This is a genomic window from Bacteroides sp. f07, from assembly GCF_042854785.1.
Taxonomy (GTDB): Bacteria; Bacteroidota; Bacteroidia; order Bacteroidales; family Bacteroidaceae; genus Bacteroides.
The window spans coordinates 3,250,577-3,272,994 of sequence record NZ_BAABXI010000001.1 but is presented as its reverse complement, the minus strand read 5'-3'; the positions used below and the strand labels follow the sequence as shown (position 1 = coordinate 3,272,994).

18 protein-coding genes and 2 pseudogenes are annotated in these 22,418 nt (G+C 43.2%); 9 read left to right on the top strand and 11 right to left on the bottom strand.

The features are described from left to right. Positions 1-63: 63 nt before the first annotated feature. The 4 genes from hydF to ACGHVY_RS13305 form a co-directional block, all read right to left on the bottom strand. Positions 64-1,278 carry a [FeFe] hydrogenase H-cluster maturation GTPase HydF gene (gene hydF / locus ACGHVY_RS13320; protein WP_390599446.1) on the bottom strand — a complete coding sequence of 405 codons (1,215 nt, stop codon included), beginning with the start codon at positions 1,276-1,278 and terminating at the stop codon, positions 64-66. A gap of 56 nt (positions 1,279-1,334) precedes the next feature. Then, positions 1,335-2,756 (bottom strand): [FeFe] hydrogenase H-cluster radical SAM maturase HydG, encoded by a 1,422-nt coding sequence (hydG, locus tag ACGHVY_RS13315; RefSeq protein ID WP_390599445.1) that lies wholly within the window; start codon positions 2,754-2,756, stop codon positions 1,335-1,337. A 127-nt stretch (positions 2,757-2,883) separates the two neighbouring features. Then, positions 2,884-3,924, bottom strand: a complete 1,041-nt coding sequence (gene hydE, locus ACGHVY_RS13310) for a [FeFe] hydrogenase H-cluster radical SAM maturase HydE (protein ID WP_390599444.1) — start codon at positions 3,922-3,924, stop codon at positions 2,884-2,886. Continuing rightward, on the bottom strand, positions 3,905-5,374 hold the full coding sequence (locus ACGHVY_RS13305; RefSeq protein WP_308746175.1) for a 4Fe-4S dicluster domain-containing protein: 1,470 nt from the start codon (positions 5,372-5,374) through the stop codon (positions 3,905-3,907). Before ACGHVY_RS13305 ends, hydE begins: the two co-directional genes overlap by 20 nt. A gap of 145 nt (positions 5,375-5,519) precedes the next feature. Here ACGHVY_RS13305 and ACGHVY_RS13300 point away from each other — a divergent pair, with 145 nt between their 5' ends. After that, on the top strand, positions 5,520-5,693 hold the full coding sequence (locus ACGHVY_RS13300; protein WP_175628684.1) for a hypothetical protein: 174 nt from the start codon (positions 5,520-5,522) through the stop codon (positions 5,691-5,693). 74 nt (positions 5,694-5,767) lie between these two features. Continuing rightward, positions 5,768-6,316 (top strand): NUDIX hydrolase, encoded by a 549-nt coding sequence (locus tag ACGHVY_RS13295; RefSeq protein ID WP_308746174.1) that lies wholly within the window; start codon positions 5,768-5,770, stop codon positions 6,314-6,316. An 878-nt stretch (positions 6,317-7,194) separates the two neighbouring features. Here ACGHVY_RS13295 and ACGHVY_RS13290 read toward each other — a convergent pair. Continuing rightward, a complete protein-coding gene (locus ACGHVY_RS13290; protein ID WP_390599443.1) occupies positions 7,195-8,241 on the bottom strand; it encodes a L,D-transpeptidase in 1,047 nt (348 codons plus the stop codon). Between the two features lie 245 nt (positions 8,242-8,486). On the opposite strand from ACGHVY_RS13290, the gene ACGHVY_RS13285 reads away from it, so the two are divergent. From ACGHVY_RS13285 to ACGHVY_RS13275, 3 genes and pseudogenes are all read left to right on the top strand, one after another. Continuing rightward, positions 8,487-8,759 carry a co-chaperone GroES gene (locus ACGHVY_RS13285; protein ID WP_004314007.1) on the top strand — a complete coding sequence of 91 codons (273 nt, stop codon included), beginning with the start codon at positions 8,487-8,489 and terminating at the stop codon, positions 8,757-8,759. A 42-nt stretch (positions 8,760-8,801) separates the two neighbouring features. Further along, positions 8,802-10,439, top strand: coding sequence for a chaperonin GroEL (gene groL / locus ACGHVY_RS13280; RefSeq protein WP_308746172.1), 1,638 nt, complete (start codon positions 8,802-8,804; stop codon positions 10,437-10,439). A gap of 169 nt (positions 10,440-10,608) precedes the next feature. Continuing rightward, a pseudogene (locus ACGHVY_RS13275) lies at positions 10,609-11,208 on the top strand (site-specific integrase); the annotation flags it as partial. A gap of 24 nt (positions 11,209-11,232) precedes the next feature. On the opposite strand, the gene ACGHVY_RS13270 reads toward ACGHVY_RS13275, so the two are convergent. Next, positions 11,233-12,228, bottom strand: coding sequence for a transposase (locus ACGHVY_RS13270; RefSeq protein ID WP_390599313.1), 996 nt, complete (start codon positions 12,226-12,228; stop codon positions 11,233-11,235). Then, the gene (locus ACGHVY_RS13265) at positions 12,194-12,526 is read right to left on the bottom strand and encodes a hypothetical protein (RefSeq protein ID WP_390599314.1); all 333 of its coding nucleotides are present in this window, start codon (positions 12,524-12,526) and stop codon (positions 12,194-12,196) included. The genes ACGHVY_RS13270 and ACGHVY_RS13265 overlap by 35 nt, the downstream gene beginning before the upstream one ends. Positions 12,527-12,643: 117 nt before the next feature. On the opposite strand from ACGHVY_RS13265, the pseudogene ACGHVY_RS13260 reads away from it, so the two are divergent. Further along, positions 12,644-12,988, top strand: a pseudogene (locus ACGHVY_RS13260) (tyrosine-type recombinase/integrase); the annotation flags it as partial. A gap of 373 nt (positions 12,989-13,361) precedes the next feature. Beyond that, positions 13,362-16,235, top strand: a complete 2,874-nt coding sequence (locus ACGHVY_RS13255) for a hypothetical protein (RefSeq protein WP_390599442.1) — start codon at positions 13,362-13,364, stop codon at positions 16,233-16,235. Between the two features lie 329 nt (positions 16,236-16,564). Here ACGHVY_RS13255 and ACGHVY_RS13250 read toward each other — a convergent pair whose 3' ends face one another. The 4 genes from ACGHVY_RS13250 to ACGHVY_RS13235 all read right to left on the bottom strand — a co-directional run bounded on the left by ACGHVY_RS13250 (position 16,565) and on the right by ACGHVY_RS13235 (position 20,756). Next, positions 16,565-17,065 carry a GDYXXLXY domain-containing protein gene (locus ACGHVY_RS13250; protein ID WP_390599441.1) on the bottom strand — a complete coding sequence of 167 codons (501 nt, stop codon included), beginning with the start codon at positions 17,063-17,065 and terminating at the stop codon, positions 16,565-16,567. Next, positions 17,052-18,020 carry a DUF4401 domain-containing protein gene (locus ACGHVY_RS13245; RefSeq protein WP_390599440.1) on the bottom strand — a complete coding sequence of 323 codons (969 nt, stop codon included), beginning with the start codon at positions 18,018-18,020 and terminating at the stop codon, positions 17,052-17,054. The genes ACGHVY_RS13250 and ACGHVY_RS13245 overlap by 14 nt, the downstream gene beginning before the upstream one ends. Continuing rightward, positions 18,004-18,951 carry a DUF2157 domain-containing protein gene (locus ACGHVY_RS13240; RefSeq protein ID WP_390599439.1) on the bottom strand — a complete coding sequence of 316 codons (948 nt, stop codon included), beginning with the start codon at positions 18,949-18,951 and terminating at the stop codon, positions 18,004-18,006. The genes ACGHVY_RS13245 and ACGHVY_RS13240 overlap by 17 nt, the downstream gene beginning before the upstream one ends. Positions 18,952-19,016: 65 nt before the next feature. Further along, positions 19,017-20,756: a thiamine pyrophosphate-dependent enzyme gene (locus ACGHVY_RS13235; protein WP_308745420.1), complete on the bottom strand. Its 1,740-nt coding sequence runs from the start codon at positions 20,754-20,756 to the stop codon at positions 19,017-19,019. Positions 20,757-20,991: 235 nt separating this feature from the next. Here ACGHVY_RS13235 and ACGHVY_RS13230 point away from each other — a divergent pair, with 235 nt between their 5' ends. Further along, on the top strand, positions 20,992-21,210 hold the full coding sequence (locus ACGHVY_RS13230) for a winged helix-turn-helix domain-containing protein (RefSeq protein WP_308745419.1): 219 nt from the start codon (positions 20,992-20,994) through the stop codon (positions 21,208-21,210). Positions 21,211-21,365: 155 nt separating this feature from the next. After that, the gene (locus tag ACGHVY_RS13225; protein WP_390599438.1) at positions 21,366-22,379 is read left to right on the top strand and encodes a threonine aldolase family protein; all 1,014 of its coding nucleotides are present in this window, start codon (positions 21,366-21,368) and stop codon (positions 22,377-22,379) included. The last annotated feature ends 39 nt before the right edge of the window (positions 22,380-22,418 follow it).

Sequence of the window (22,418 nt, the reverse complement as noted above, 5' to 3'; positions counted from 1 at the left end):
AATAATATAGTAAGACAAATGTAAGGAATATGTTCTTAGCATACAACTAAATAACTTCCTTTTTTAATATTCAATTTGTTCAAGTATCCCATTGAGGTAGGCAATGGCCACTCCGTAATTCGTCATGGGGATATGTTGCTTACGTGCACGTTCAATGCGGCTGAGCACATACTTGCGGTTGAACATACATGCTCCGCAATGAATGACTAAAGAATAAGGAGTCAAATCCTGTGGGAAATCCGTTCCGCCTACAATATCAATCTGCAGTTTCTCTCCGATTCTTTTTCGTAACAGGCGTGGGAGTTTCACTCTTCCGATGTCTTCGGAAAGGGGAGCATGTGTACAGGCTTCCGCTATCAGTACGCGCGACGATTCCGTCAGGCTTTCAATGGCGGCAGCACTTTCTACATAATAATGAATATCCCCTTTGTATCCCGCAAAGAGAACAGAGAAAGAAGTCAGTTTACTTTCTTCCGGTTTCTGCTCGTAGACGGTTTTAAAGATTTGTGAATCGGTGATGATTAACTTCGGCGGACGGGCAAGAGCCTGTAAGGTTTCCGGAAATTTATCGGTAGTACAAGTCATTACAAGGCATTTCTTGTCCAGCAGTTCACGGATAGTCTGTACCTGCGGCAGAATGAGCCTGCCTTTAGGAGCCTGAATATCCTGTGGCATGACTAGTAACACGAGGTCATTCTCAGCGACAAGTTCTCCGGTGATACTCTGCAGACCGAAGTCCAAAGGGAGCTTTTTAAGAATCGCCTGTCGGATTTCTTCAATCCCTGTTCCTTCTTTTGCGCTGACAAGCAACGGGCGCTGGTTATATTGTAGCTCAATACGTGCGGCCACCGCCTCAGTGTTTTCGCGTATATCAATTTTGTTCAGTATCAGGATGACAGGGATATTCTTCTCTTTCAGTAGCTTCAACATTTCATCTTCCGGTGACTTCAACTTTTCGTTTTTGCAAGAAGTTGAATCATCTTCACAAAGCAGTAGTGCAATATCCGTCTTCTCAATCGCCTTCAATGTCCGGGCGATACGCATTTCGCCAAGTTCCCCCTCGTCGTCGAATCCCGGAGTATCGGTAAAAAGACAAGCACCGATGCCATGAATTTCCATTGCCTTGGAAACAAGGTCGGTTGTTGTTCCGGGCGTATCCGAGACGATGGCGGTATCCTGTCCTGTCAGCGCATTTACAAGAGAAGACTTGCCGCTGTTTCGTTTGCCGAAAAGGGCTATGTGAAGTCTGTTAGCGTTGGGAGTATCTGTCAAGCTCATGTTTATTAGTGATTAGTTTGTTAGTGATTAGTGATTAACGGGCTGCGCATTAATCACTAAAATCTAAAGTCTCTTTTGCCTTCGGCGATGGCTTTGAGGTTTCGGATGGCTATTTCTCTGATTTTGGGGTTGGGGATTCGTTCCGTTTCATTTAGGATGAGCCTTACCCCTTTTTGGCGAGTATCTTCCGAAGCATAATCTTCCAGGTATTCTTTCAAAGTCATTAATGCGTTCGGTGCGCAGCAATTTGCTATCTGACCGGATTTTACGAGCGCCATAAAGCGATCGCCCGTCCGTCCTTCCCGATAACATGCCGTACAGAAACTGGGGATGTAGCCAAGTTCGAGTAACCAGTTTACTACCTCGTCCAATGTCCTCGTATCACTTACATCAAATTGGGCGGAGTTATTGTCGGGCAGTTCTTTTTCAGCATATCCGCCTACACTGGTACGCGAACCGCCGCTGATTTGTGAAATCCCCAGTTCGAGCACCTTTTTCCGGGATTCCTGCGACTCGCGTGTGGAGATAATCATTCCCGTATAGGGAACCGCAATGCGGATAACTGCTACAATCTTGCTGAATATCTCATCGGAAATGGCGTTCGGGAAATCTCCCGCGTCAATATCATCCGCCGAGCAAATACGCGGCACACTGATAGTATGCGGTCCTACACCGAACCGGGCTTCCAAGTGCTCGGCATGCATCAACAAGCCTGTAAAATCGTACCGGTATGTATTCAAACCGAAAAGTACGCCTATCCCTACATCGTCAATTCCCCCTTCCATGGCGCGGTCCATAGCTTCGGTATGATAAGCGTAGTTGCTTTTCGGGCCGGTAGGGTGGAGCGTTTCGTAGTTTTCCTTATGGTAAGTTTCTTGGAATAAGATATAAGTGCCGATGCCCGCTTCTTTTAAACGGCGGTAGTTTTCTACGGTGGTGGCGGCGATGTTGACATTCACCCGCCTTATCGCGCCGTTCTTATGCTTGATACTGTAAATCGTCCGGATAGATTCGAGGATATACTCTATCGGGTTCAGTGCCGGATGCTCTCCGGCTTCGAGGGCAAGGCGTTTGTGTCCCATATCCTGCAAGGCAATCACTTCCCGTCGGATTTCTTCTTGTGTCAGTTTCTTACGTGCAATCGTTTTGTTCTTGGCGTGGTACGGGCAGTATATACAGCCGTTTACGCAATAATTCGACAGGTAAAGCGGCGCGAACATGACGATGCGGTTGCCGTAGAACTTCTGTTTGATTTCTTTGGCGAGATGAAAGATACGTTCTATCAGGTCAGGTTGGTCGCATTCCAGCAGGACGGCTGCCTCACGGTGGGTCAGTCCCTTGCACAGGGCAGCTTTTTCAATAAGTTGTTCAATCAGTGCACGGTTATCCTTGTTGTTTTGTGCGTATTCCAGTGTATCCAGAATCTCTTCGTGGTGGATAAATTCTTCTGCTTTTGATGAATTTGCTTGGTAGTTCATTTTTTAGTGATTAGTGGTTAGTGATTAATGGGCTTTGTGATGGGTGATGACTGAATTAGTGATTAGCTGAGTTCTATTACTGCATAGCTGTGTTACCACATGGCGTTAATCACTAATCACTATCCTGTTAACCACTGGAAAAGTCTCCTCTTTCGGTGGAAATCCTGTAGCCGATAGCGTTCAACTGCTTTTGCAGCATAGCCAGTCCTTCGGCGGATTCCGCTCCGAGTGAAGCCTTGTCATTGTATAATTCATATTTCTTCCGTTCTTCCCGGGGCGACAGGTTGGGCATTACCACATTCGCGCCTGCCAGTATTCCACGTTCCCTGCCGTCGGGAGCGAGCGTAGCCAGTGCCGTTGTTGCCGGAATTAATGCGGACGGGTGCATCAGGCGGAAGATGGACAGTAGAAGAAGGGTCTGTTCCACCGTACCGCTTGGGTATCCGGCAAAAGGCGTGTCATGGTGGGGCAGGAAAGGGCCGATGCCAATCATTTCCGGACGAAGTTTTTCTATAAACCGGATATCCTCGATGATATGCTCCACCGTTTGCCCAGGACTGCCTACCATGATTCCTGTCCCCGTCTGATAACCGATGTCCTTTAAATCCCGCAAGCATTGCAAACGCTGTTTGCCGGACATCCCTGCCGGATGCAGTTGCCCGTAATGCAGTTCGTTGTAAGTTTCGTGACGAAGCAAATAGCGGTTGGCGCCTGCCCGGAAGAAACGTTCGTACGCTTCGCGCGACTTTTCACCGAGCGACAGTGTGATAGCACAATCCGGATAATTCTGCCGGATGGCGGCGACCGTTTTTTCTATCCAGTCGTCTGTCAGGGCAGGGTCTTCTCCGCCTTGCAGCACGAAAGTACGGAAACCCAGTTCATAGCCTTGCTTGCAGCAGTCCAGGATGCTTTCCTGCGTCAGTCGGTAGCGTTCGATGTTCGGGTTTCCTTTTCGGATGCCGCAGTAATAACAGTTATTCCGGCAGCAATTACTTACCTCAATCAGTCCGCGGATATAAACCTTGTTGCCGAAGTGGAGCAGGCTGACTTCCCGCGCCTGTTCATTGATGGTTCGCAGGGTTTCTGCGTCACATCCGGTCAACAGTTGCCGGAACTCTTCCTGCCGGAGCGTTCTTTCCTGTCGGAGTTTATCTATCCATTGTTTCATAGCTCTCTTTCCGTTTGAGAAGCTCTTGTGCCAGTTGGCGACGTCCTGAAACAATATCATTGTGCGTACTTGGCCCGGTGATACATCCGCCTTCGCAAGCCATCACTTCGATAAACTGTCCGGCAGCTTTTCCTGTCTTGGCGCAAGCACGTAGCAGGGCAATGTTCTTCTTGTTGATGTCCGATACCTGTATCGCATTAATCTTCTCCGCTTCCTCTTTCAGATAAGCTTTGACTGCTCCCATCACACCGCCTGCCTGCGCAAAGCCGTGTGCTTCGCGGACGGAAGTATGCAATACGGAGAATTCCTGCACTTGTTCCAACTGGATATCCAGTCCGTCGAGTATGGAACCTACTTCTTCAAATGTCAGGATGTAATCCACGGCTTCATCGCGGCGTGCCTCTTTACGTTTTGCCACGCAAGGGCCTACGAATACGACTTTTGCGTCGGGATGCTTCTCTTTGGCAATCCGTGCCGCATAATACATTGGCGAACCGGTGGTAGATACATAAGGTTTCATGTCCGGAATATGCTTCTCTACCAATTCTATATAGGAAGGGCAGCAGGAAGTAGTCATAAACTTCTGTCCCTCTCCCAGTTTCTCCAATAATTCGTGGGCTTCGTTGCTGGTAGTCGACATAGCTCCTTCGGCTACTTCAATCACATCGGTGAATCCTATTTCTTTAAAAGCACCGTACACTTGTCCGATGGAAGTTTTGAATTGTCCGAGAATGGACGGAGCGATGATGGCAACCATCTTTTCTCCCTTCCGAATCCGTTGCAGCACATCGAATGTCTGTGAAATCTCGAAAATGGCGCCGAACGGACAAGCATTCATGCACTTCCCGCAATAGATACATTTACTTTCGTCAATATGTTCTATTCCATGTTCATCTTTGCTGATGGCCTTTACCGGACAGGCTTCCTCGCAAGGTACGGGAATATACACAATGGCATGATAAGGACAGCTCTTGTGACAGATACCGCAACTGACACACGTATCGTGGTCAATCATGGCCTGACCGTTTTTCTTGAAGCGTATCGCACCCTTCGGGCAGTTCATATAGCAACTGCGGGCTACGCATCCGCGACAAAGGTTTGTAATCTCATAATTGATTTGTACGCAGGAAGAACATGCTTCGTCAATGACGCACATGATATTCTCCTTGTCCGGTTCGGGACGGCTCAGTGCCATGCGCGCGTAATCGGAAAGCGGAGTTACTTCGTCGTGTTCGTCTGTCATATCCAGTCCCATCAGCGGAAAAGTCTTGTATCTCCACACCGCCCGCTCTTTGTGTATGCAGCAACGTCCTAACGGTTTCGATTTCCGCGGACTCAGCTCGATCGGGAGTCGGTCTATCTTTTCTACTAACTGGTCGTTTTTCCAGAGTCTGACAAGGTCAGCCAGCAATTTGTGCCGGACAATCATAATATTATTCGTAAATGCCATATTGTAATAAAGAGGTTGTTAGTTAGCCGGTGCAAAGATACGAACAGAATTTCAATATTTAAGCCTTTTGTAACATTCTTGTCTTTTTTTTGTAGCCTTCGCGTGTTATCTTTGTGGTGGACATAAAAGAAGAGGAGGCAGAGGTATGAACAGCAGTATTTTTGAACAACGCGGCCGCTTTGCAATGATTGGGGCATTGATGGTAATTATCAGTTTGATGTTTTTATTCTACATGGGAAGTTCTTTGGTTAGTTCGACCAAAAAATATCTGGAACAGATACAGGGAATAGAGATTACTTGTATTGATATTGATGAATAAAAGATAGAAAACTGAAAAAGGTGCGGTATTCCGGTGAAAATCATTATTTTTGTGCGGAAGAAAAACGAAACCTAATGGAAGAAAAGAATAAAGCCTGGAAAACGGTAAGTAGCAAGTATCTATTTCGCCGTCCATGGCTGACTGTACGCTGTGAAGATATGTTGCTTCCCAACGGAAACCATATCCCCGAATATTACATCTTAGAATATCCCGACTGGGTGAATACGATTGCCATCACGAAAGAAGGCAAATTTGTATTTGTCCGCCAGTACCGTCCTGGAATCCAGCGAACCTGTTATGAACTTTGTGCCGGTGTGTGTGAAGCAGAAGATGCTTCGCCATTAGTGTCCGCCCAGCGTGAACTGTGGGAGGAAACGGGCTATGGAAAAGGAAACTGGCAGGAATATATGGTGGTTTCCGCCAATCCGAGCACTCACACCAACCTGACACATTGCTTTCTTGCCACAGATGTGGAATTGATAGACCATCAGCATCTGGAAGATACCGAAGACCTTTCCGTTCATTTGCTCACCTTGGAAGAGGTAAGGAGCCTGCTTGAAAATAATGAAATCATGCAATCGCTGAACGCCGCTCCGCTTTGGAAATATATGGCTGGTTTATAAATTAAAATCATCATATAGCATCTCCCAAAAAAATAATTTTATGATTTTACCCTCATACCCTCATAGATTCACCCAATCCCTTTATTCATCGGTGTTACAGCTATGAGGGCAGGCTATAATAGCACCCTGAGAGTAAAAGTTACTCTCATACCAATTTTACGAATATTCAAGGTACTCACACATGGAACACGTAAGCAATCACTGTGTAGCATCCTTTGCTCGGACTTTTTCATGGCTTGAAACAGTTGGTTTCACGGTGAGAAACACTTTGTTTCTACCCTTGAAACAGTTAGTTTCAAGCCTTTGAAACTAAAGTTTCAAGGGTTGGAAACTAAAGTTTCAAGGCACGAAACTGAAACTTTCCCTTGTTGAAACTTCTGTTTGCACGTGGGCTACAGATTGTCTGCCTGTATAAACAGATATTTCCTGTGTAGATTTGGTCTTATAATGGAATAGATTACAATAACTTCACCTGTACCTATTATCTCGTTCAACCTGTAACTTTAAGTAGCATTACTCCGTTTATCAGTCATTTTACATCACTTTTTATGTGTTAATACCTGGTTTCTCAACTATTAATGGTTGAAGTTTAGGGTGTTAATGCTTGAAGGAATAACTGTTAATACCTTGTGTTTCAGGTATTAGCATCTTGGTATTCGTTCGAATGGGTATGAGGGTAACTTTTACTCTCAGGGTGCTATTATAGCCTGCTCTCATAGCTGTAATACCGATGAATAAAGGGATTGGGTGAATCTATGAGGGTATGAGAGTAAAATCATAAAATTATTTTTTGGGAGATGCTTCTATAAGTTAAAATAGAATTAGCCTATTAATGTACAAAGATTGATTAACCCGAATGCATACGGAAAAAGCTCCAATTATTCCAATACAAAAACAACAGTCTCATTCACGGGCGCCCAGTCATAAATAAACTTGGCGTGCGAAGTTGCATTTCGTACACACATATGCGAGCGTGGGGTTGTTCCTAATGACGGACTGTATTCTATCAGCGTTTTGCGGGGAGCATTGACTGGTACTCCATGAATATAAGCTCCATCCGTGAAACGACTGGCATAAGGTGCATAACCGCCTGTTTCTTTCGAACCGTCTTTGAGAAATACCATTTTGACTTTCTTTTCCTGTAATACAAACATACCTAAAGGAGTCTCCTGCGCATACGGCGGAAGGTGGCGTCCGGTAGTGGATGGATTCATGCTGCGTACTATCCATTCCCCTTTCCCACTACGTTCAAGAGAGGTGATATTCTGATTGTGCCGGTCTACGAAAACAGCTTTGTTGAAAACAATCGTATCTCCGATAACCTTGACATATTTCTTGGGAATCATCCATTCATCTCCCGTAAATATCGGCTCCGCTTTGACAAACTTTTCTCCGTCTTCTATAAAACGGGTCAGTTCACCGTCCTGTCCGTAACGCTCGGGAACGAGTGTGTCCGTCAGTAGATAGAGGGGAACGGATTGGTAGCGTTCTACTCCGAGAGTATCTGCCACCCGTCCGTAAGCATTTCTCTTGAAATTCCTTACAAGGGGAGCTTCCCCGTTCCTGTTCTTATAGTTCTGAAGAATAGCCCATGTGGTGGGTTGTAGCTGTATATTCTCAAGCAAGGCCAGCCGTTCTTTTATTTTATCCCATTGAAACTGCCGGGTAGTATCTTTATAAGGATAGGTGTCATCCAGTGTATATTTGTCATAGAGTAAATCTTTGGTGATATGTATCTGCTCCCCTGTCAGCTTTTCAACGACAGGTTTAGCGGCGGTTTCAGTAATCGTGTCCTGCATTAATGAATCCGATGGCTGGATTTCGGCAGACGAAATCTCTCCTGTACGCGAATTACAGGAGCAGAAGATGCAAGAGGCGATAAATATGCCGGATGCTATTTTATTCATATTATTAGTACAATGCATTAAATGGTCTGTTTACGAATATACGTTATTATAAGGAATAAACCTTTTATTTTGTTTAAAAAGTATAGAACAAATATACTTTTTTGCCATAAGGTATGGGTTGTCAGTCATTTTGTCAGTCAATTTCTGACAAAGAATCATTTATCTACTTTGGCACGCTTTTCGCAATGTCTTTAGCGTTCCGCCTGAAAAAGACGGATAACATCTACCATATAAATGTATAACTAAAATATAAAAAAGTAACTATGAACATTAAACCATTAGCAGACAGAGTGCTTATCCTCCCTGCACCTGCAGAAGAAAAAACAATTGGTGGTATCATTATTCCTGATACAGCAAAAGAAAAACCTTTGAAGGGTGAAGTTGTGGCAGTAGGTCACGGTACGAAAGACGAAGAAATGGTATTGAAAGTAGGCGATACAGTTCTTTATGGCAAATATGCCGGAACAGAACTTGATGTTGAAGGTACTAAATATCTCATCATGCGTCAGAGCGATGTTCTCGCTGTTTTGGGTTAATTAATAATAGTAAATCATAAATCTTAAATAGTAAATAAAGAGATGGCAAAAGAAATATTATTCAATATCGATGCCCGTGACCAATTGAAAAAAGGTGTCGATGCTTTGGCAAATGCAGTAAAGGTAACTCTTGGCCCGAAAGGACGTAACGTTATCATCGAGAAGAAATTCGGTGCTCCACACATCACAAAAGACGGTGTGACAGTGGCAAAAGAAATCGAATTGGCAGATGCTTATCAGAACACCGGTGCACAACTGGTGAAAGAAGTTGCTTCCAAGACTGGTGACGATGCCGGTGACGGTACAACTACTGCAACTGTTCTCGCTCAGGCTATCGTAGCTGAAGGACTGAAGAACGTGACTGCAGGTGCCAGCCCGATGGATATCAAACGTGGTATCGACAAGGCCGTTGCCAAAGTGGTAGAATCAATCAAATCACAGGCTGAGACAGTAGGTGACAACTATGAGAAAATCGAACAGGTTGCTACCATATCTGCAAACAATGACCCGGTAATCGGTAAATTGATTGCTGACGCTATGCGTAAAGTTTCTAAGGACGGTGTTATCACTATCGAGGAAGCGAAAGGAACTGACACTACTATCGGTGTAGTGGAAGGTATGCAGTTCGACCGTGGTTATCTGTCGGCTTACTTCGTGACAAATACGGAAAAGATGGAATGTGAGATGGAGAAACCTTACGTCCTGATTTACGACAAGAAGATTTCCAATTTGAAAGATTTCTTGCCTATCCTCGAACCGGCTGTACAGACTGGTCGTCCTCTGTTGGTAATCGCAGAAGACGTAGATAGCGAAGCGTTGACTACACTGGTAGTAAACCGTCTGCGTTCTCAGTTGAAGATTTGTGCTGTGAAGGCTCCGGGCTTCGGCGACCGTCGTAAAGAAATGCTTGAAGATATCGCTATCCTGACAGGTGGTGTTGTTATCAGCGAAGAAAAAGGTCTGAAACTGGAACAAGCTACTATCGAAATGTTGGGTACTGCCGACAAGGTAACTGTTTCTAAAGATAACACAACTATCGTGAACGGTGCCGGCAACAAAGATAGCATCAAGGAACGTTGCGAGCAAATCAAGGCTCAGATTGTTGCAACCAAGTCTGACTATGACCGTGAGAAATTGCAGGAACGTCTGGCTAAATTGTCAGGTGGGGTAGCTGTTCTTTACGTAGGTGCTGCTTCTGAAGTGGAAATGAAAGAAAAGAAAGACCGCGTAGACGATGCATTGCGTGCAACTCGTGCCGCTATCGAAGAGGGTATCATCCCGGGTGGTGGTGTAGCTTACATCCGTGCTATCGACAGTATCGAAGACTTGAAGGGTGACAATGCTGACGAAACGACAGGTATTGGCATTATCAAACGTGCTATTGAAGAACCGCTTCGCGAAATTGTGGCAAATGCAGGTAAAGAAGGTGCGGTAGTTGTTCAGAAGGTACGTGAAGGCAAAGGTGATTTCGGTTACAACGCACGTACGGACGTTTACGAAAACCTGCACGCTGCCGGTGTAGTAGACCCTGCCAAGGTGGCTCGTGTAGCTTTGGAAAATGCAGCTTCTATCGCTGGTATGTTCCTGACTACCGAATGTGTAATCGTAGAAAAGAAGGAAGACAAACCAGAAATGCCGATGGGCGCTCCCGGAATGGGAGGCATGGGCGGAATGATGTAATTCCGGTTTCCTTTGAATGAATATAAGAGTCGCTTTCGGATTTCCGAAAGCGACTCTTTTTTTATTAACTTCTCCGAAACTTAAATGATTCTACTTTTGTTTGTCCAACGTATTCTTGGTAATGAGAATACGTGTATATTTATCGTCAAATTTATTAATAAAAAGTGAGATGTTGAAAGTATTAACATTTATGAAGCAGGTAGCCGCCGAGCTACAGATGGAGGGAAACTTTGGTACTGCACACGTCTATCGAAGCAGTCTGAATGCCATCATTGCTTATCGTGGGAAAAGAGACTTTGTCTTTAGTGAAGTGACTTCGGAGTGGTTGAAGGGGTTCGAAGTCCATCTTCGTAGTCGTGGATGTAGTTGGAATACGGTTTCCACCTATTTGCGTACTTTCCGTGCAGTGTACAATCGTGCGGTTAATCTTCGAAAAGCTCCTTACGTTCCGTATCTGTTCCGTTCCGTCTACACTGGGACGCGTGCCGACCATAAACGTGCTTTAAGTGATGATGACATGAGAAAGGTGTTTGTTGATTTGCGGGGGACGGGGATATCACTACCTGTACGTCAGGCTCAAGAATTGTTCATTCTGATGTTTTTGCTTCGTGGTATGCCGTTTGTCGATCTGGCTTATTTGCGAAAGAGTGATTTACGTGATAATATGATCACGTATCGCAGACGTAAAACAGGGCGTTCCTTATCGGTGACACTGACCCCGGAAGCTATGATTCTGATAAAAAAGTATATGAACCGTGACTCTTCTTCGCGGCGCATGGTAATAAACCTGTGTTTATGCGTATAGATTGCAAAGGCGGAAGATAAAGAATTTAGTATCGTTGACACCGTGTAGTTTGGCTCTGAATGCCTTTATTTTAGAGTTGATGGACTCGGCGGATGCGTTTGTAGATCGGTTATCAAAGAAGTTTATTATTTCATCGGAGTGTTCGTAAAAGGTAGCAGCGATGGTGTTGAAAGACTTAAAACCTGATTCAGCCACCTTATTATACCAACGAGCAAGATTGAGCCGGGCGGTATCGGGAGTGGATTTCTTGCTAGAAAATATTGCTCTGAGATGCTGAGATAACCAGTATGCCTCTTTAAGATCAGGATAGAGCGAGAACATCAGATCAATGCGCTGCCGTTGGGATTCAGTCCATTTATCAGGGGATTTGAACAATGCATAACGTCCACGGGCAAGTAGCTCCTTGAGAGTGTCGCCATTTGGAAGCCGTTCAGGCACATACTTCTCGCCTGATAATTTTGCTTGTTCACGCGCTTCGGTATCAGCATTTACGGCGTCCCAGCGATGCTTGATGCGTATCTCCTGCACGGCTTCCAGCGCCAGCTTCTGAACATGAAAGCGGTCAATAACGCGCTTTGCCCTAGGGAAAGCATAGCGGCATATACGGTGCATGCTGTCGGCCAGATCAAGAGTTATCTCAATCACCTTGTTGCGCAGACGACTGTTAATCTGTCTTAATGCGTGCAGTACCGTATCAGAGTCAGTTCCAAGTACTATGGCCACTATGGAATGTTTTCGCCCGTGAGCTGCTTTGTTGGTAACAATCGTATATAGTTCGCCATTACTCAATGATGTCTCATCAATACTCAGGTGTTCTCCGATGTTTTCAGGGAAGACACGCCATTGCTCGGCATGTAGTCCCTCTGCGGTGTCTTTCCATTGCCAGTAACCGCTCAGATGGCGTTTGTACTGACGCTCGAACAGGTCTCCGTCAATATCGAAGAACCACTCAAGAGAGCGGCCCGTAATCGGGTATCTGTCCAAGCATACCTTTTAAAAAAGCCGCGAACTCTTTCGAGAAGCGGGTGCCTTCAGCTACTATGTCCCAGCGTTTTGAAACGCTCTTACCTGTCTCAATCTCAACCCAACGGCGACGCTTGACGTGAAAGGTCATCTTCCGGCCTCTGACCGGGTAGTCCCGCACTGTGCTTTCCTCGTAGAACCCGTTGGGACGTAGCTGTCCGGCCTCATAGCCGTCAACTCCATTGTCACGTTCTTCCAGTGTCACATCAAGTGTTTCTTTGGTTTTTTCAACCTTGACCACTTCAAAGTATTCAACCATTTCCTCGGGCAGCAGGCACTCGGCCAGTTCTATATACGGATTCTTTTCCATTGCAGTTCTTTTTACTTCTGCAAAGGTAAAAATTTCATCTCACATACACAGGTTTATTACCATGCGCCTTCTTCGCCTTATCTGTTTTCGTTTTTGAAAAGCTGTGAGGGGACGAAAGAAGCGTACCGGGAATATCAATTAGCATTGCGTAGCTTCAATCAACAGTTGATGCTTCTAGGGGAATTATTAGGACTGGGTGATAAACTAAGCTCATATACCGCCCGGCATACATGGGCTACAACGGCTTATTATTGTGAAATTCATCCGGGTATTATCTCCGAAGCGATGGGACATTCATCTATTACAGTGACTGAGACTTACCTGAAGCCTTTTAGAAGTAAGAAAATAGATGAAGCCAATAAGCAGGTCATTAATTTTGTAAAGCGTGCTGTGTATAGCGTAAATGCTTGAAAATTATCCTGTTACTTCGTAGGTAACGGGAATAAATTCCGGTGCAAATATGAGCATATTTCTTAAAACAACCAAACGAAATCACACATTTTTTCTAATAAACCACACAAAATAAGGATAGGACAGATAAAACACGCGGATTCTTTGTATTAGGGCTTTGTTAACTTCTAAATTTTGCATAAGATTTCCCTCCCCTCTGCCACTTATCAGAAGCAGGGGTAAAAAAGTTTCATCGCATATCGTACATTTTATAGTATTGGCTACTCCAAAAGAGCAGGCACAAAGGTTTTACCGTTACCTACGAAGTAACGGGCTGTCTATTATTGAAACTTAGTGTTTAATAATATATTATTAATGTAATTTTTAAGTAGTTATGAAAAGAAAATTTGTAAAAGTGATGTTCTTCGGGGCGTTGGCACTTTCTACTGTCACCTATGTAGGCTGTAAGGACTACGATGATGACATCGACAATCTGCAAACACAGATTGACGCTGTAAAGGTGTCACTTGAGGAGTTGCAGGTAAAGGTTAACAGCGGTTCCGTTATAACAAATGTTGTGAAAGGGGATAATGGAATAACTGTGATGCTTAGTGATGGCAAAAGCTATGAACTGACTAATGGTACTAATGGCACAAATGGCAAGGATGCTGATGTTTGGACTATTAACAACGAAGATGGTTTTTGGTATAAGAATGATGTAAAGACTAAATTCAAGGCTGTAGGAGTAGACGGTACGAATGGGACAAACGGATCTAATGGTACGAATGGTATAGACGGTAAGTACTATGTACCTAACAAAGAAACCGGAAAATTCGACATTTATCAGGATGGTAAATTTATAGAAGAAACAGATATTAGTTGGAAAGCTGCGTCCGAAGGTGGTATGACTGCTATTCTTGACGGTAATATATTGACTCTGTATGGAGTAGAAGGACAGGAGGAAGGTGTGCCAATCAATATTGCTTCCGGTATCGCTTTGTCTTCTATTGCATTCATCCCCGATGTGGTAAGTACTGACGTTCCTTATGCAACTACTGCCATGCCTTTCTATCATATCAAGAACTACTTAGATGAAGCTAAGTATAACGCTTCTACAGGTAGTTTCAACGTATTGTCTGACTGGGGCAAATCTAATGTAGTAGCAATGAGTTATCGTTTGAATCCGAAAGACGCATTTGTTGGAGAAAATACTGTATTTGGTTTTATTGATCGTAAGATTAAAACTCGTGCCGCCGGTGACAATAAAGTGTTACTGAATGTAGACGAGATGAAAGTAGCTGACGGTGTGGCAGTGATCGGAGCAACGATCAATCCGAACGCTTTGGCTCAAGATCAAGAAAAAAATATCGCTGCTTTGCAGGCATGGTATGGTCAGAACCCGATGACATCGGATTACGTATATGCCACTTCTGAAGAAATCGATCTTGTACTTGCCGACAGCGTGAAAACTACAGCTGGTGATGATGTTGCTACAACGTTCTATAGTCGTACGCAATCTATCAAGAAAAATGGTGGTGAGTCAAGTGACTTTATCAAACAGTTCGTTAAATTGAGTGATGCTGTAAATGCTACATTCAAGTATACGTCTACTATTAATTTGAAAGATTATGTTGGATTGTATTCTGATGATAAGAACGACTGGTTAGCCGAGCTCGGATTCAAAGGAATGAGCTATGAGTTCTCTATTCCTCAGAACTATTTGGCAGCAGATGACGAAAAGACAAATCAGCAGTGGTTTATTGTAAAAGACCCATCGAAAAATGGAGCAAATTCTCTTGAAAATGGTGTTATTATGGTCAATCCGGAAGTGAAAAATGGAACTCCGGCTATCGGACGTACTCCGGTTGTGAGAGTGGATGCTTTCTTGACTAGTAATAATGGAGCAAAAACCTTAGTTGCTTCTTCGTATATCAAGCTGCAAATTACAGAGACGGAAACTGCACCGGATGTGAAACCGGATCCTATCAAGGACGTTATCTCTGCTCCGAAATCAGCTGATTACCACTCATTGGAGGATGGTACAAAAGCATTCACTAACGGATATGCAATGGATAATGCCAATATGGGATACCAGGATATCAACAATAAGATTTATGGTGCTGCAAAACTGACATCTACCACATTCTGGAATTATTATGGGGGTGACGAAAATGAGTACACTGTATTGGTTACTGTAACTTCTAAAAATGGTCAGGAAGAAACAATTATCGAGGAAAGTGCAAAACAAAGTACAGATGTAGTGAAGAATGCTAAAGGTGTTCTTCTTAACATAAACTTGAACAGTGAGAATACTCAGACAGCTTCTATCAAGGTTGGTATCAACGATCAAATCAAGACACAGAATACTTATAAAGATGTTGATGGTAAGGGTGCCAAATATACAGTGAAGATTACTATTCCTGCCGATGATTACTCACATAAAGACGTGATACTTGAACAGGTGTTCTATGTGAAGGAAGAATGTAAGGCTTATAAACACAATGAAAACTATTATTTTGAAGAATATAATGGGCATGAAAATTGTATTGTTGTTAAGGGACAAATAGCTGGTGGACACTGGGTAATGTCTTCTAGAGTTGCTGAACATTTTGAATTACGTGCTGGTCAGAATATCTTTGAGTATTACAATAGTGTTAATAATACAAAAGCTATTTCCTTCGAGTGGGCTGATGCAAACGGAGTGACTCCGGCTGGTCCATTCAGTACAAATGAGGAACTGAAATTATCTGCAGCAATGACTGTACCTGAAATTGAGAAACAAATGAACTATAAGGTGACTTTGAATAATGATGAAACTTGTAACTTTAGTTATAATGTAGTATTTGTTAATCCGTTTGTTGCTGGTGGTGCTAGTTTGGTAACTATTAATGGTAATGCTATTGGAAAGAATACAGGTGAAACTATGCCACAGGTACTTGTAAATGATAATTCTAAACCCGCAAATAAGATTTATTCATATGTGGATGGTAAGTTGGCATTGAGTGATGTAGCTAAGAATACCTATAAACTTACAGAAGATATTGTAAATGTAATATTTGAACCGGTTAAGGACGAAGTCTGGAATCAATTTACATCACAATTGACCTCTGGTTCTACTTTGAGTGTGAATAAAACTACAGGTGAAGTAGTTTGGCAGAACGAGGGTACTGTATTAGCAAAAGACCTTGACTTTAAAGTGAAAGCAACAGTTACATTTACAGATTTGTCTGTTGTATCATGCTATATTAAGGTTAAGTTAGCTAGATAACTGAAATAATACGAAGTAGCCTTTTTATTAATGAAAGTATACTTCAAACAATTTACGGAGGACGTTCTATTGAAATAACGGAACGTCCTCTGTTATCGCTAAGAGGAAACAGAGGAATGGCGATGCTTGTGAAAGTATCTCATTTGAATAACTGTTTCTTGAGAAAAAGGAGATACCTCCCTTATTTCCCACAGGTATCCCTTTTTATAGTTCTTAATAAATCTCCTTTATTATGCTAGTTAAATTTACTAGTCCCTTATTTCCCAAAAGGAGGTGGTTTTAAGAATTCAAAGTCCGGGCTTGCGAAAGTCCGGGCTTTTTAGATTCTATCAATCCGATTGAATATGCTGAAAGTTCTCATCATACAGTCCAATAAGTAAACTTTGTCCTTTATCATCCACTTTTAGCCCACCATACATGGCATTCTGATAAAGGGTATCTTGTCCCTCTTCAAAGAAGAAAGATTCGGCACCGAGGAATATCCGCTTGTTTACTATTTTGTATTTGATAGCTATCTCGTTATCATTCAAAGGTGTTAGAGCATTTTGTAATCGTATAAGTTGACCTGTCTGATTACTGTCCGTTTGGAGTATCGCATAACCGCGCGTGGCAGTCTGCTTATCTATCAGGCCTGACGAAGATGAGTTTATTTCGTAGTTGAGTCTCATGTAGTCCCCTTGCATGAGAGAACGAGGGTCAACGGGAGCTAAGTGTAATAACACTAGCTGTCCATCCTTTAAAGTCTGTTCTTTCTTGAAAACTGACCAGTTGAAGTATCCCAGTAGCAATATAAGATTTGCAATAATCAATATCCGGCTATATTTTTTCATGTCTTATTCTTTTTTGAGTGAAGAAATACCAGGCTGCAATGAATGCGATTCCAATAATGAATAACGTGATAGACTTAATAAGTAAGCTTATATTCAAATCATAGTAGTATTTGGAAACAGCATAGATAAAGAGAAGGAGTGAGGCTGCACACTCTGCTTTATAACCATAATGGAAACATATCAGAATCATCAATAAGCTACCGGATAAATAAGGGGCAAATATAGTGGGCAGACAGATAACGATACAAAGAATATAGATGCCGACTTGATGTACCGGCTTATTCACTTGCATAACTTTCATAATCCGTTGAACCATGATGAGAAGTCCTATCCATATAAATACAGACAGAATGCAGGATATAATCCAATAATTCATATCCTGTGTCAGATAATTGATTGACAGTCCACTCATTAAAACAAGGCAAGAAACGAATAGCCCGTAGTGGAATGGCATATATTTGGAAAAACTATTTCCTGGTCGGGCAAGCAGTTTCACTTCGAAAAGATTGGTAAACAGAAATGCTGCCATAACAGGAACTACTGCAATTTGCAGAGGATAGGAAGAAGAAAAGATATGAGTTATTTCTCCAAAGAAAGATATAATAAACGCAATCACTGAAAGAAAGGGCAGAATGAAACCTTTCGACAGCCTGAAGGTGAGCATACTGATTACTATGAGTACAATGAAAAGTATATTCATATACTCACTAAGTCCAAAGCCGACCAATACGCATCCTGCAATATATAAAGTGATATTCATAGCATCCAGGAAAGACCGGATGACAAGACGGCTGATTGTTAATGTGGCAATAATTAATAAACTCCCAACTAACAGGCACGATATTTCGGAACGTATGATTCGGGCAAGTGCAAGAAATCCGAGAAAGAAGATAGCAGTCAGTATTCCACCGATGATGGATACGACTTGAATTGTAAGATTATGCTTCTGTGCCATACCACTTCTTTTTAAGTTGAAGAATAATGTAGATAAGTAAGGTCGTTCCAGTGATAATCATAATCCCTGAGAAGAAGAATAGATTGACATCTCTTAGATTGCTGTGACATATAAATGCAGTCAATAGAATCATCAATGTCGCAAAAGGAATAACAGCCAGGTAGAACAGATTCTTTTCTTTCCACCCAAACCATAGTCCCGCAGAGAATATAAGAATAGTGCTTACGAGTGAAACGATTATAGCTTTTTCTTCGCAGATGGTTGCTATTGCAAGCGAGTTGGTATCTGATATCGCCAGCATCGTAAGAAAACTGGTGTGCACAATGGTAGCTAATGAAAGCAGGCTGACGAACCAGCGATTCTGTTTGTTCAGACTTCCTTTTATACTCATCCATTCTGTGATGACGGCTGCCGAGGCGCATATCCAGGTTACTGCATTGGCAAGCAAAGTCATTTCCCATGAGCCGCGAGTGGCAATTTGTATATTGTACAGCCATATAGTAGTACAAAGTAATCCGATGAAAGTCAGCCATAATGGCGCAAAGCGGATGGCAACCGCCCAAAGAATGGTGAACAGTGTCCAGCCTAGGAAAAGGTCATAGGCATCAGCTCCCGTCTGATAGATTTGTCCGAAGATGGCAAAGAGTGTACCTATCAGGAAAGTGGCTCCTGTAAGGAGAATCTTTTTGACGAGCATATTCCATCGGGTGAATACGGTGAGCAGGACAGAAGATACTAGCAGTACTTCCACAATTCCCAGCTTTGCAAATTTGGGCAGCTCGTCCCAGTTATAGGCAAAGAAAAAGATAATGCCCGATACTGTAAAACCAATGCCCGCAGCCAGTAAGAAAATGGACAGAAACCGGTTCCATTCCTTTTTATTGGCGTACAGGGATTGTCGTGACGAGGGTGAATAGTCAGACTTTTCCATGTGTTTTTACTTTTTGATGATTGCAAACATAAGAAAATAAAATGATTATCACCCTCTCCGGCAACTTAAAATACTTCCCGTATATGCTTATAGTTCGAATTGATAGTGTCAATAACTTCTTGTGAACGTCCATTGATTAATAGCTTATACATGGATTGGGCAAAGCCTACCATCTGTCCGAATTCGATTTTGGGCGGCATGGCAAGTGCGTTCGGGTCGGTCATGATATTCACCAGTACAGGGCCGTCCAGTTCGAAAGCATTGAATAAGGTAGGTAATACTTCTTCCGGATTGCTGACATTGAAACCTGTCATTCCCATTGCTTCAGCTACCTGTGCGAAATCGGGATTCAGCATATCCGTTTGCCAGTCCGGCAGACCGTCCACTTCCATTTCCAGTTTCACCATTCCCAGCGAACGGTTATTGAATACGATAATCTTAATCGGCAATTTATATTGGACGACAGTCTCCAAATCCCCCAAAGTCATTGACAGTCCTCCGTCTCCGCAAAGTGCAATCACTTGGCGTTCGGGACAAGCTAAAGCTGCACCGATAGCTTGCGGCAGGGCATTTGCCATGGAGCCGTGATTGAAAGAACCCAACATATGCCGTTTGCCTGTTGCTTGCAGATAACGTGCTCCCCACACGCAAGTCATTCCCGTATCTACAGTGAACACGGCATCGTCCGAAGCCAGTTTGTCAATTTCGGACATTACATATTCGGGATGAATCTTATTCACTTCTCCCTTATCTTCCGTATAGGCGGCAAGGTCTTTTTTCACCCCTTCATATCTTTTAAGTTGCTTCACAAGGAATGTATCATCCGTTTTCGGATTCAGCATACGGAGTAAAGCCTGGATACTCATCTTGACATCTCCGCAAAGTCCGATATCCACTTTGGCACGGCGTCCCAGGCGTTCGGGCTTGATATCTATCTGAGCTATCTTAATGTCATCCGGCAAAAATGCAGAATAAGGAAAATCCGTTCCGAGCATGAGAAGCACTTCTGCCTCGTGCATGCTGTAATATCCCGAAGGCATTCCTAAAAGTCCGGTCATACCTACTTCATACGGATTCTCATATTGTACTTCCATCTTTCCCTTGAAAGTATAAACTACCGGAGCATTCAGCTTTTCGGAAAGCGCGATTACTTCCTCATGCGCTCCCCGGCAGCCGATGCCGCAGAAAAGAGTGATACGTTTATGCTTGTTTAATAAGTCGGCCAGTTGTGCCAAATCTTCTTCTGCCGGACAAACTTCCGGTACAACAGGATAGTTCCGTACCGACGAATCGACAGAGACGGCAGAAGCCTTTGCCAAATCTCCCGGTAAGCCTATTACTGATACTCCCTTGCGGGTGATAGCCGTCTGAATGGCGGATTGAAGCATACGTGGAAATTGTGCAGGCGTAGTAGCTACTTCATTATAATAGCTGCAATCATTGAATAATTTGATTGTATTCGTCTCCTGGAAATATTCAGTACCGAACTCTCCGGTAGGGATAGTGGAAGCAATAGCGATCACCGGTGCACCCGAACGATGTGCGTCATACAGGCCGTTGATAAGATGGACATGGCCCGGCCCGCTACTTCCTGCGCAGCATCCCGGACGGCCGGTCAGTTGGGCTTCCGCTGCGGCGGCATATGCTCCGGTTTCTTCATGACGTACATGTATCCATTGTATCTTATTGTTCTTTCTGACAGCTTCGTTTACTTCGTTCAGACTGTCGCCGGTCACAGCGTAAATGCGTTCTACTCCAGACTCTGCTAAAGTATTAATAAGTTGTTCTGCAATTTTCTTTGCCATATTTGAAATTAGTTAAGGGTTGATTTTTAACTAATAACAGTTGCTTACAAAGAAAAGTTCTAATTTAACATATGCTAATAGCGGCTTTGTGTCGGAACACATCATGTTTTTTATGTTAAAAAGAATTTTGTAACAACTTTTTAGTAAGGTAGAATAAACAATTGCAATATCCTTTTGTTTTCTTTATGGGCGAAATCTTAACCTAATGTTTTAAACCTCTTAATAACTGTAGAAAATGAATAGAAGTGAAATCGGTGTGAATGCCGGTAAAGTTTGGCAACTGCTTAGCAATAACGAGAAGTGGGGCTATGGACTTTTGAAAAGAAAATCCGGACTGAAGGACAAAGAGTTGGGCGCTGCTTTGGGATGGTTGTCAAGAGAGAATAAGATAGAGTTCGATCAGTGTGAAGAAGAACTTTACGTGTATCTCTGTGTAAATGTTTACATTGGCTGAAGGAGCTTAGTACCTCGACAAGAACAAAAGAATCTCCGAAGTAACGACAGGATAGTCAATGCTTCGGGGATTTTTGTTTTTATGTCTGTTCCTTTCAGATGATATCTGAAAATAATTCTGTTACTTTGCAATCCAATTTAAAATGTAAGGAAACAATGAGAAGTTTTGCCTCTGATAATAATTCCGGTGTGCATCCGTTGGTGATGGAAGCGCTGAACCGGGCGAATATAGACCATGCGTTAGGTTATGGCGATGATAAATGGACGGAAGAAGCCGTAGCAAAGATTAAGGAAACCTTCACTCCGGACTGCGTTCCTTTATTTGTATTCAATGGAACAGGCAGCAATGTCGTGGCACTGCAATTAATGACCCGCCCGTATCATTCTATCTTTTGTGCGGAAACCGCCCATATCTATGTTGACGAATGTGGTTCGCCCGTGAAAATGACCGGTTGTCAGATTCGTCCGATTGCTACCCCGGACGGCAAACTTACCCCAGAATTGATGCAACCTTATCTTCACGGCTTTGGTGACCAGCATCATTCACAGCCCAAAGCTCTTTATATCTCCCAATGTACCGAACTTGGCACGATTTACACTCCCGAAGAACTGAAACGTCTTACTGACTTTGCCCATCTGAACGGTATGTACGTTCATATGGACGGAGCAAGAATTGCTAATGCCTGTGCCGCTTTAAATCTTTCTTTAAAAGAATTGACCGTAGATTGCGGAGTCGATATTCTTAGTTTCGGAGGAACGAAGAACGGATTGATGATGGGTGAGTGCGTTATCATATTCAATAAGGACTTGCAACCGGAAGCCCGTTTTATCCGTAAGCAATCCGCCCAACTGGCATCGAAGATGCGTTATCTTTCCTGCCAGTTCACGGCTTATCTGACAGATGGGCTTTGGCTGAAGAATGCGAGTCATGCCAATGCAATGGCTGCCAAACTCTACAATGAATTGAAAAAGCTTCCGGAGGTAACCTTCACTCAAAAAGCAGAGAGCAATCAGTTGTTCCTGACGATGCCCCGCCCGATAATCGACCGGATGCTGGAATCTTACTTCTTTTATTTTTGGAACGAGGATAACAACGAGATTCGTCTGGTAACTTCTTTTGATACCACAGAAGAAGATGTTGACGAATTTATACGAGTTTTGAAACGTTAAAAGAGAAATAAGGAACAACAAAATCCTGTGTAACGCTGT

Bases quoted from the DNA above. Each gene is read 5' to 3' on its own strand.
- hydF (WP_390599446.1), bottom strand. From the start codon at position 1,278: ATGAGCTTGACAGATACTCCCAACGCTAACAGACTTCACATAGCCCTT.
- hydG (WP_390599445.1), bottom strand. From the start codon at position 2,756: ATGAACTACCAAGCAAATTCATCAAAAGCAGAAGAATTTATCCACCAC.
- hydE (WP_390599444.1), bottom strand. From the start codon at position 3,924: ATGAAACAATGGATAGATAAACTCCGACAGGAAAGAACGCTCCGGCAG.
- ACGHVY_RS13305 (WP_308746175.1), bottom strand. From the start codon at position 5,374: ATGGCATTTACGAATAATATTATGATTGTCCGGCACAAATTGCTGGCT.
- ACGHVY_RS13300 (WP_175628684.1), top strand. From the start codon at position 5,520: ATGAACAGCAGTATTTTTGAACAACGCGGCCGCTTTGCAATGATTGGG.
- ACGHVY_RS13295 (WP_308746174.1), top strand. From the start codon at position 5,768: ATGGAAGAAAAGAATAAAGCCTGGAAAACGGTAAGTAGCAAGTATCTA.
- ACGHVY_RS13290 (WP_390599443.1), bottom strand. From the start codon at position 8,241: ATGCATTGTACTAATAATATGAATAAAATAGCATCCGGCATATTTATC.
- ACGHVY_RS13285 (WP_004314007.1), top strand. From the start codon at position 8,487: ATGAACATTAAACCATTAGCAGACAGAGTGCTTATCCTCCCTGCACCT.
- groL (WP_308746172.1), top strand. From the start codon at position 8,802: ATGGCAAAAGAAATATTATTCAATATCGATGCCCGTGACCAATTGAAA.
- ACGHVY_RS13265 (WP_390599314.1), bottom strand. From the start codon at position 12,526: ATGGTTGAATACTTTGAAGTGGTCAAGGTTGAAAAAACCAAAGAAACA.
- ACGHVY_RS13255 (WP_390599442.1), top strand. From the start codon at position 13,362: ATGAAAAGAAAATTTGTAAAAGTGATGTTCTTCGGGGCGTTGGCACTT.
- ACGHVY_RS13250 (WP_390599441.1), bottom strand. From the start codon at position 17,065: ATGAAAAAATATAGCCGGATATTGATTATTGCAAATCTTATATTGCTA.
- ACGHVY_RS13245 (WP_390599440.1), bottom strand. From the start codon at position 18,020: ATGGCACAGAAGCATAATCTTACAATTCAAGTCGTATCCATCATCGGT.
- ACGHVY_RS13240 (WP_390599439.1), bottom strand. From the start codon at position 18,951: ATGGAAAAGTCTGACTATTCACCCTCGTCACGACAATCCCTGTACGCC.
- ACGHVY_RS13235 (WP_308745420.1), bottom strand. From the start codon at position 20,756: ATGGCAAAGAAAATTGCAGAACAACTTATTAATACTTTAGCAGAGTCT.
- ACGHVY_RS13230 (WP_308745419.1), top strand. From the start codon at position 20,992: ATGAATAGAAGTGAAATCGGTGTGAATGCCGGTAAAGTTTGGCAACTG.
- ACGHVY_RS13225 (WP_390599438.1), top strand. From the start codon at position 21,366: ATGAGAAGTTTTGCCTCTGATAATAATTCCGGTGTGCATCCGTTGGTG.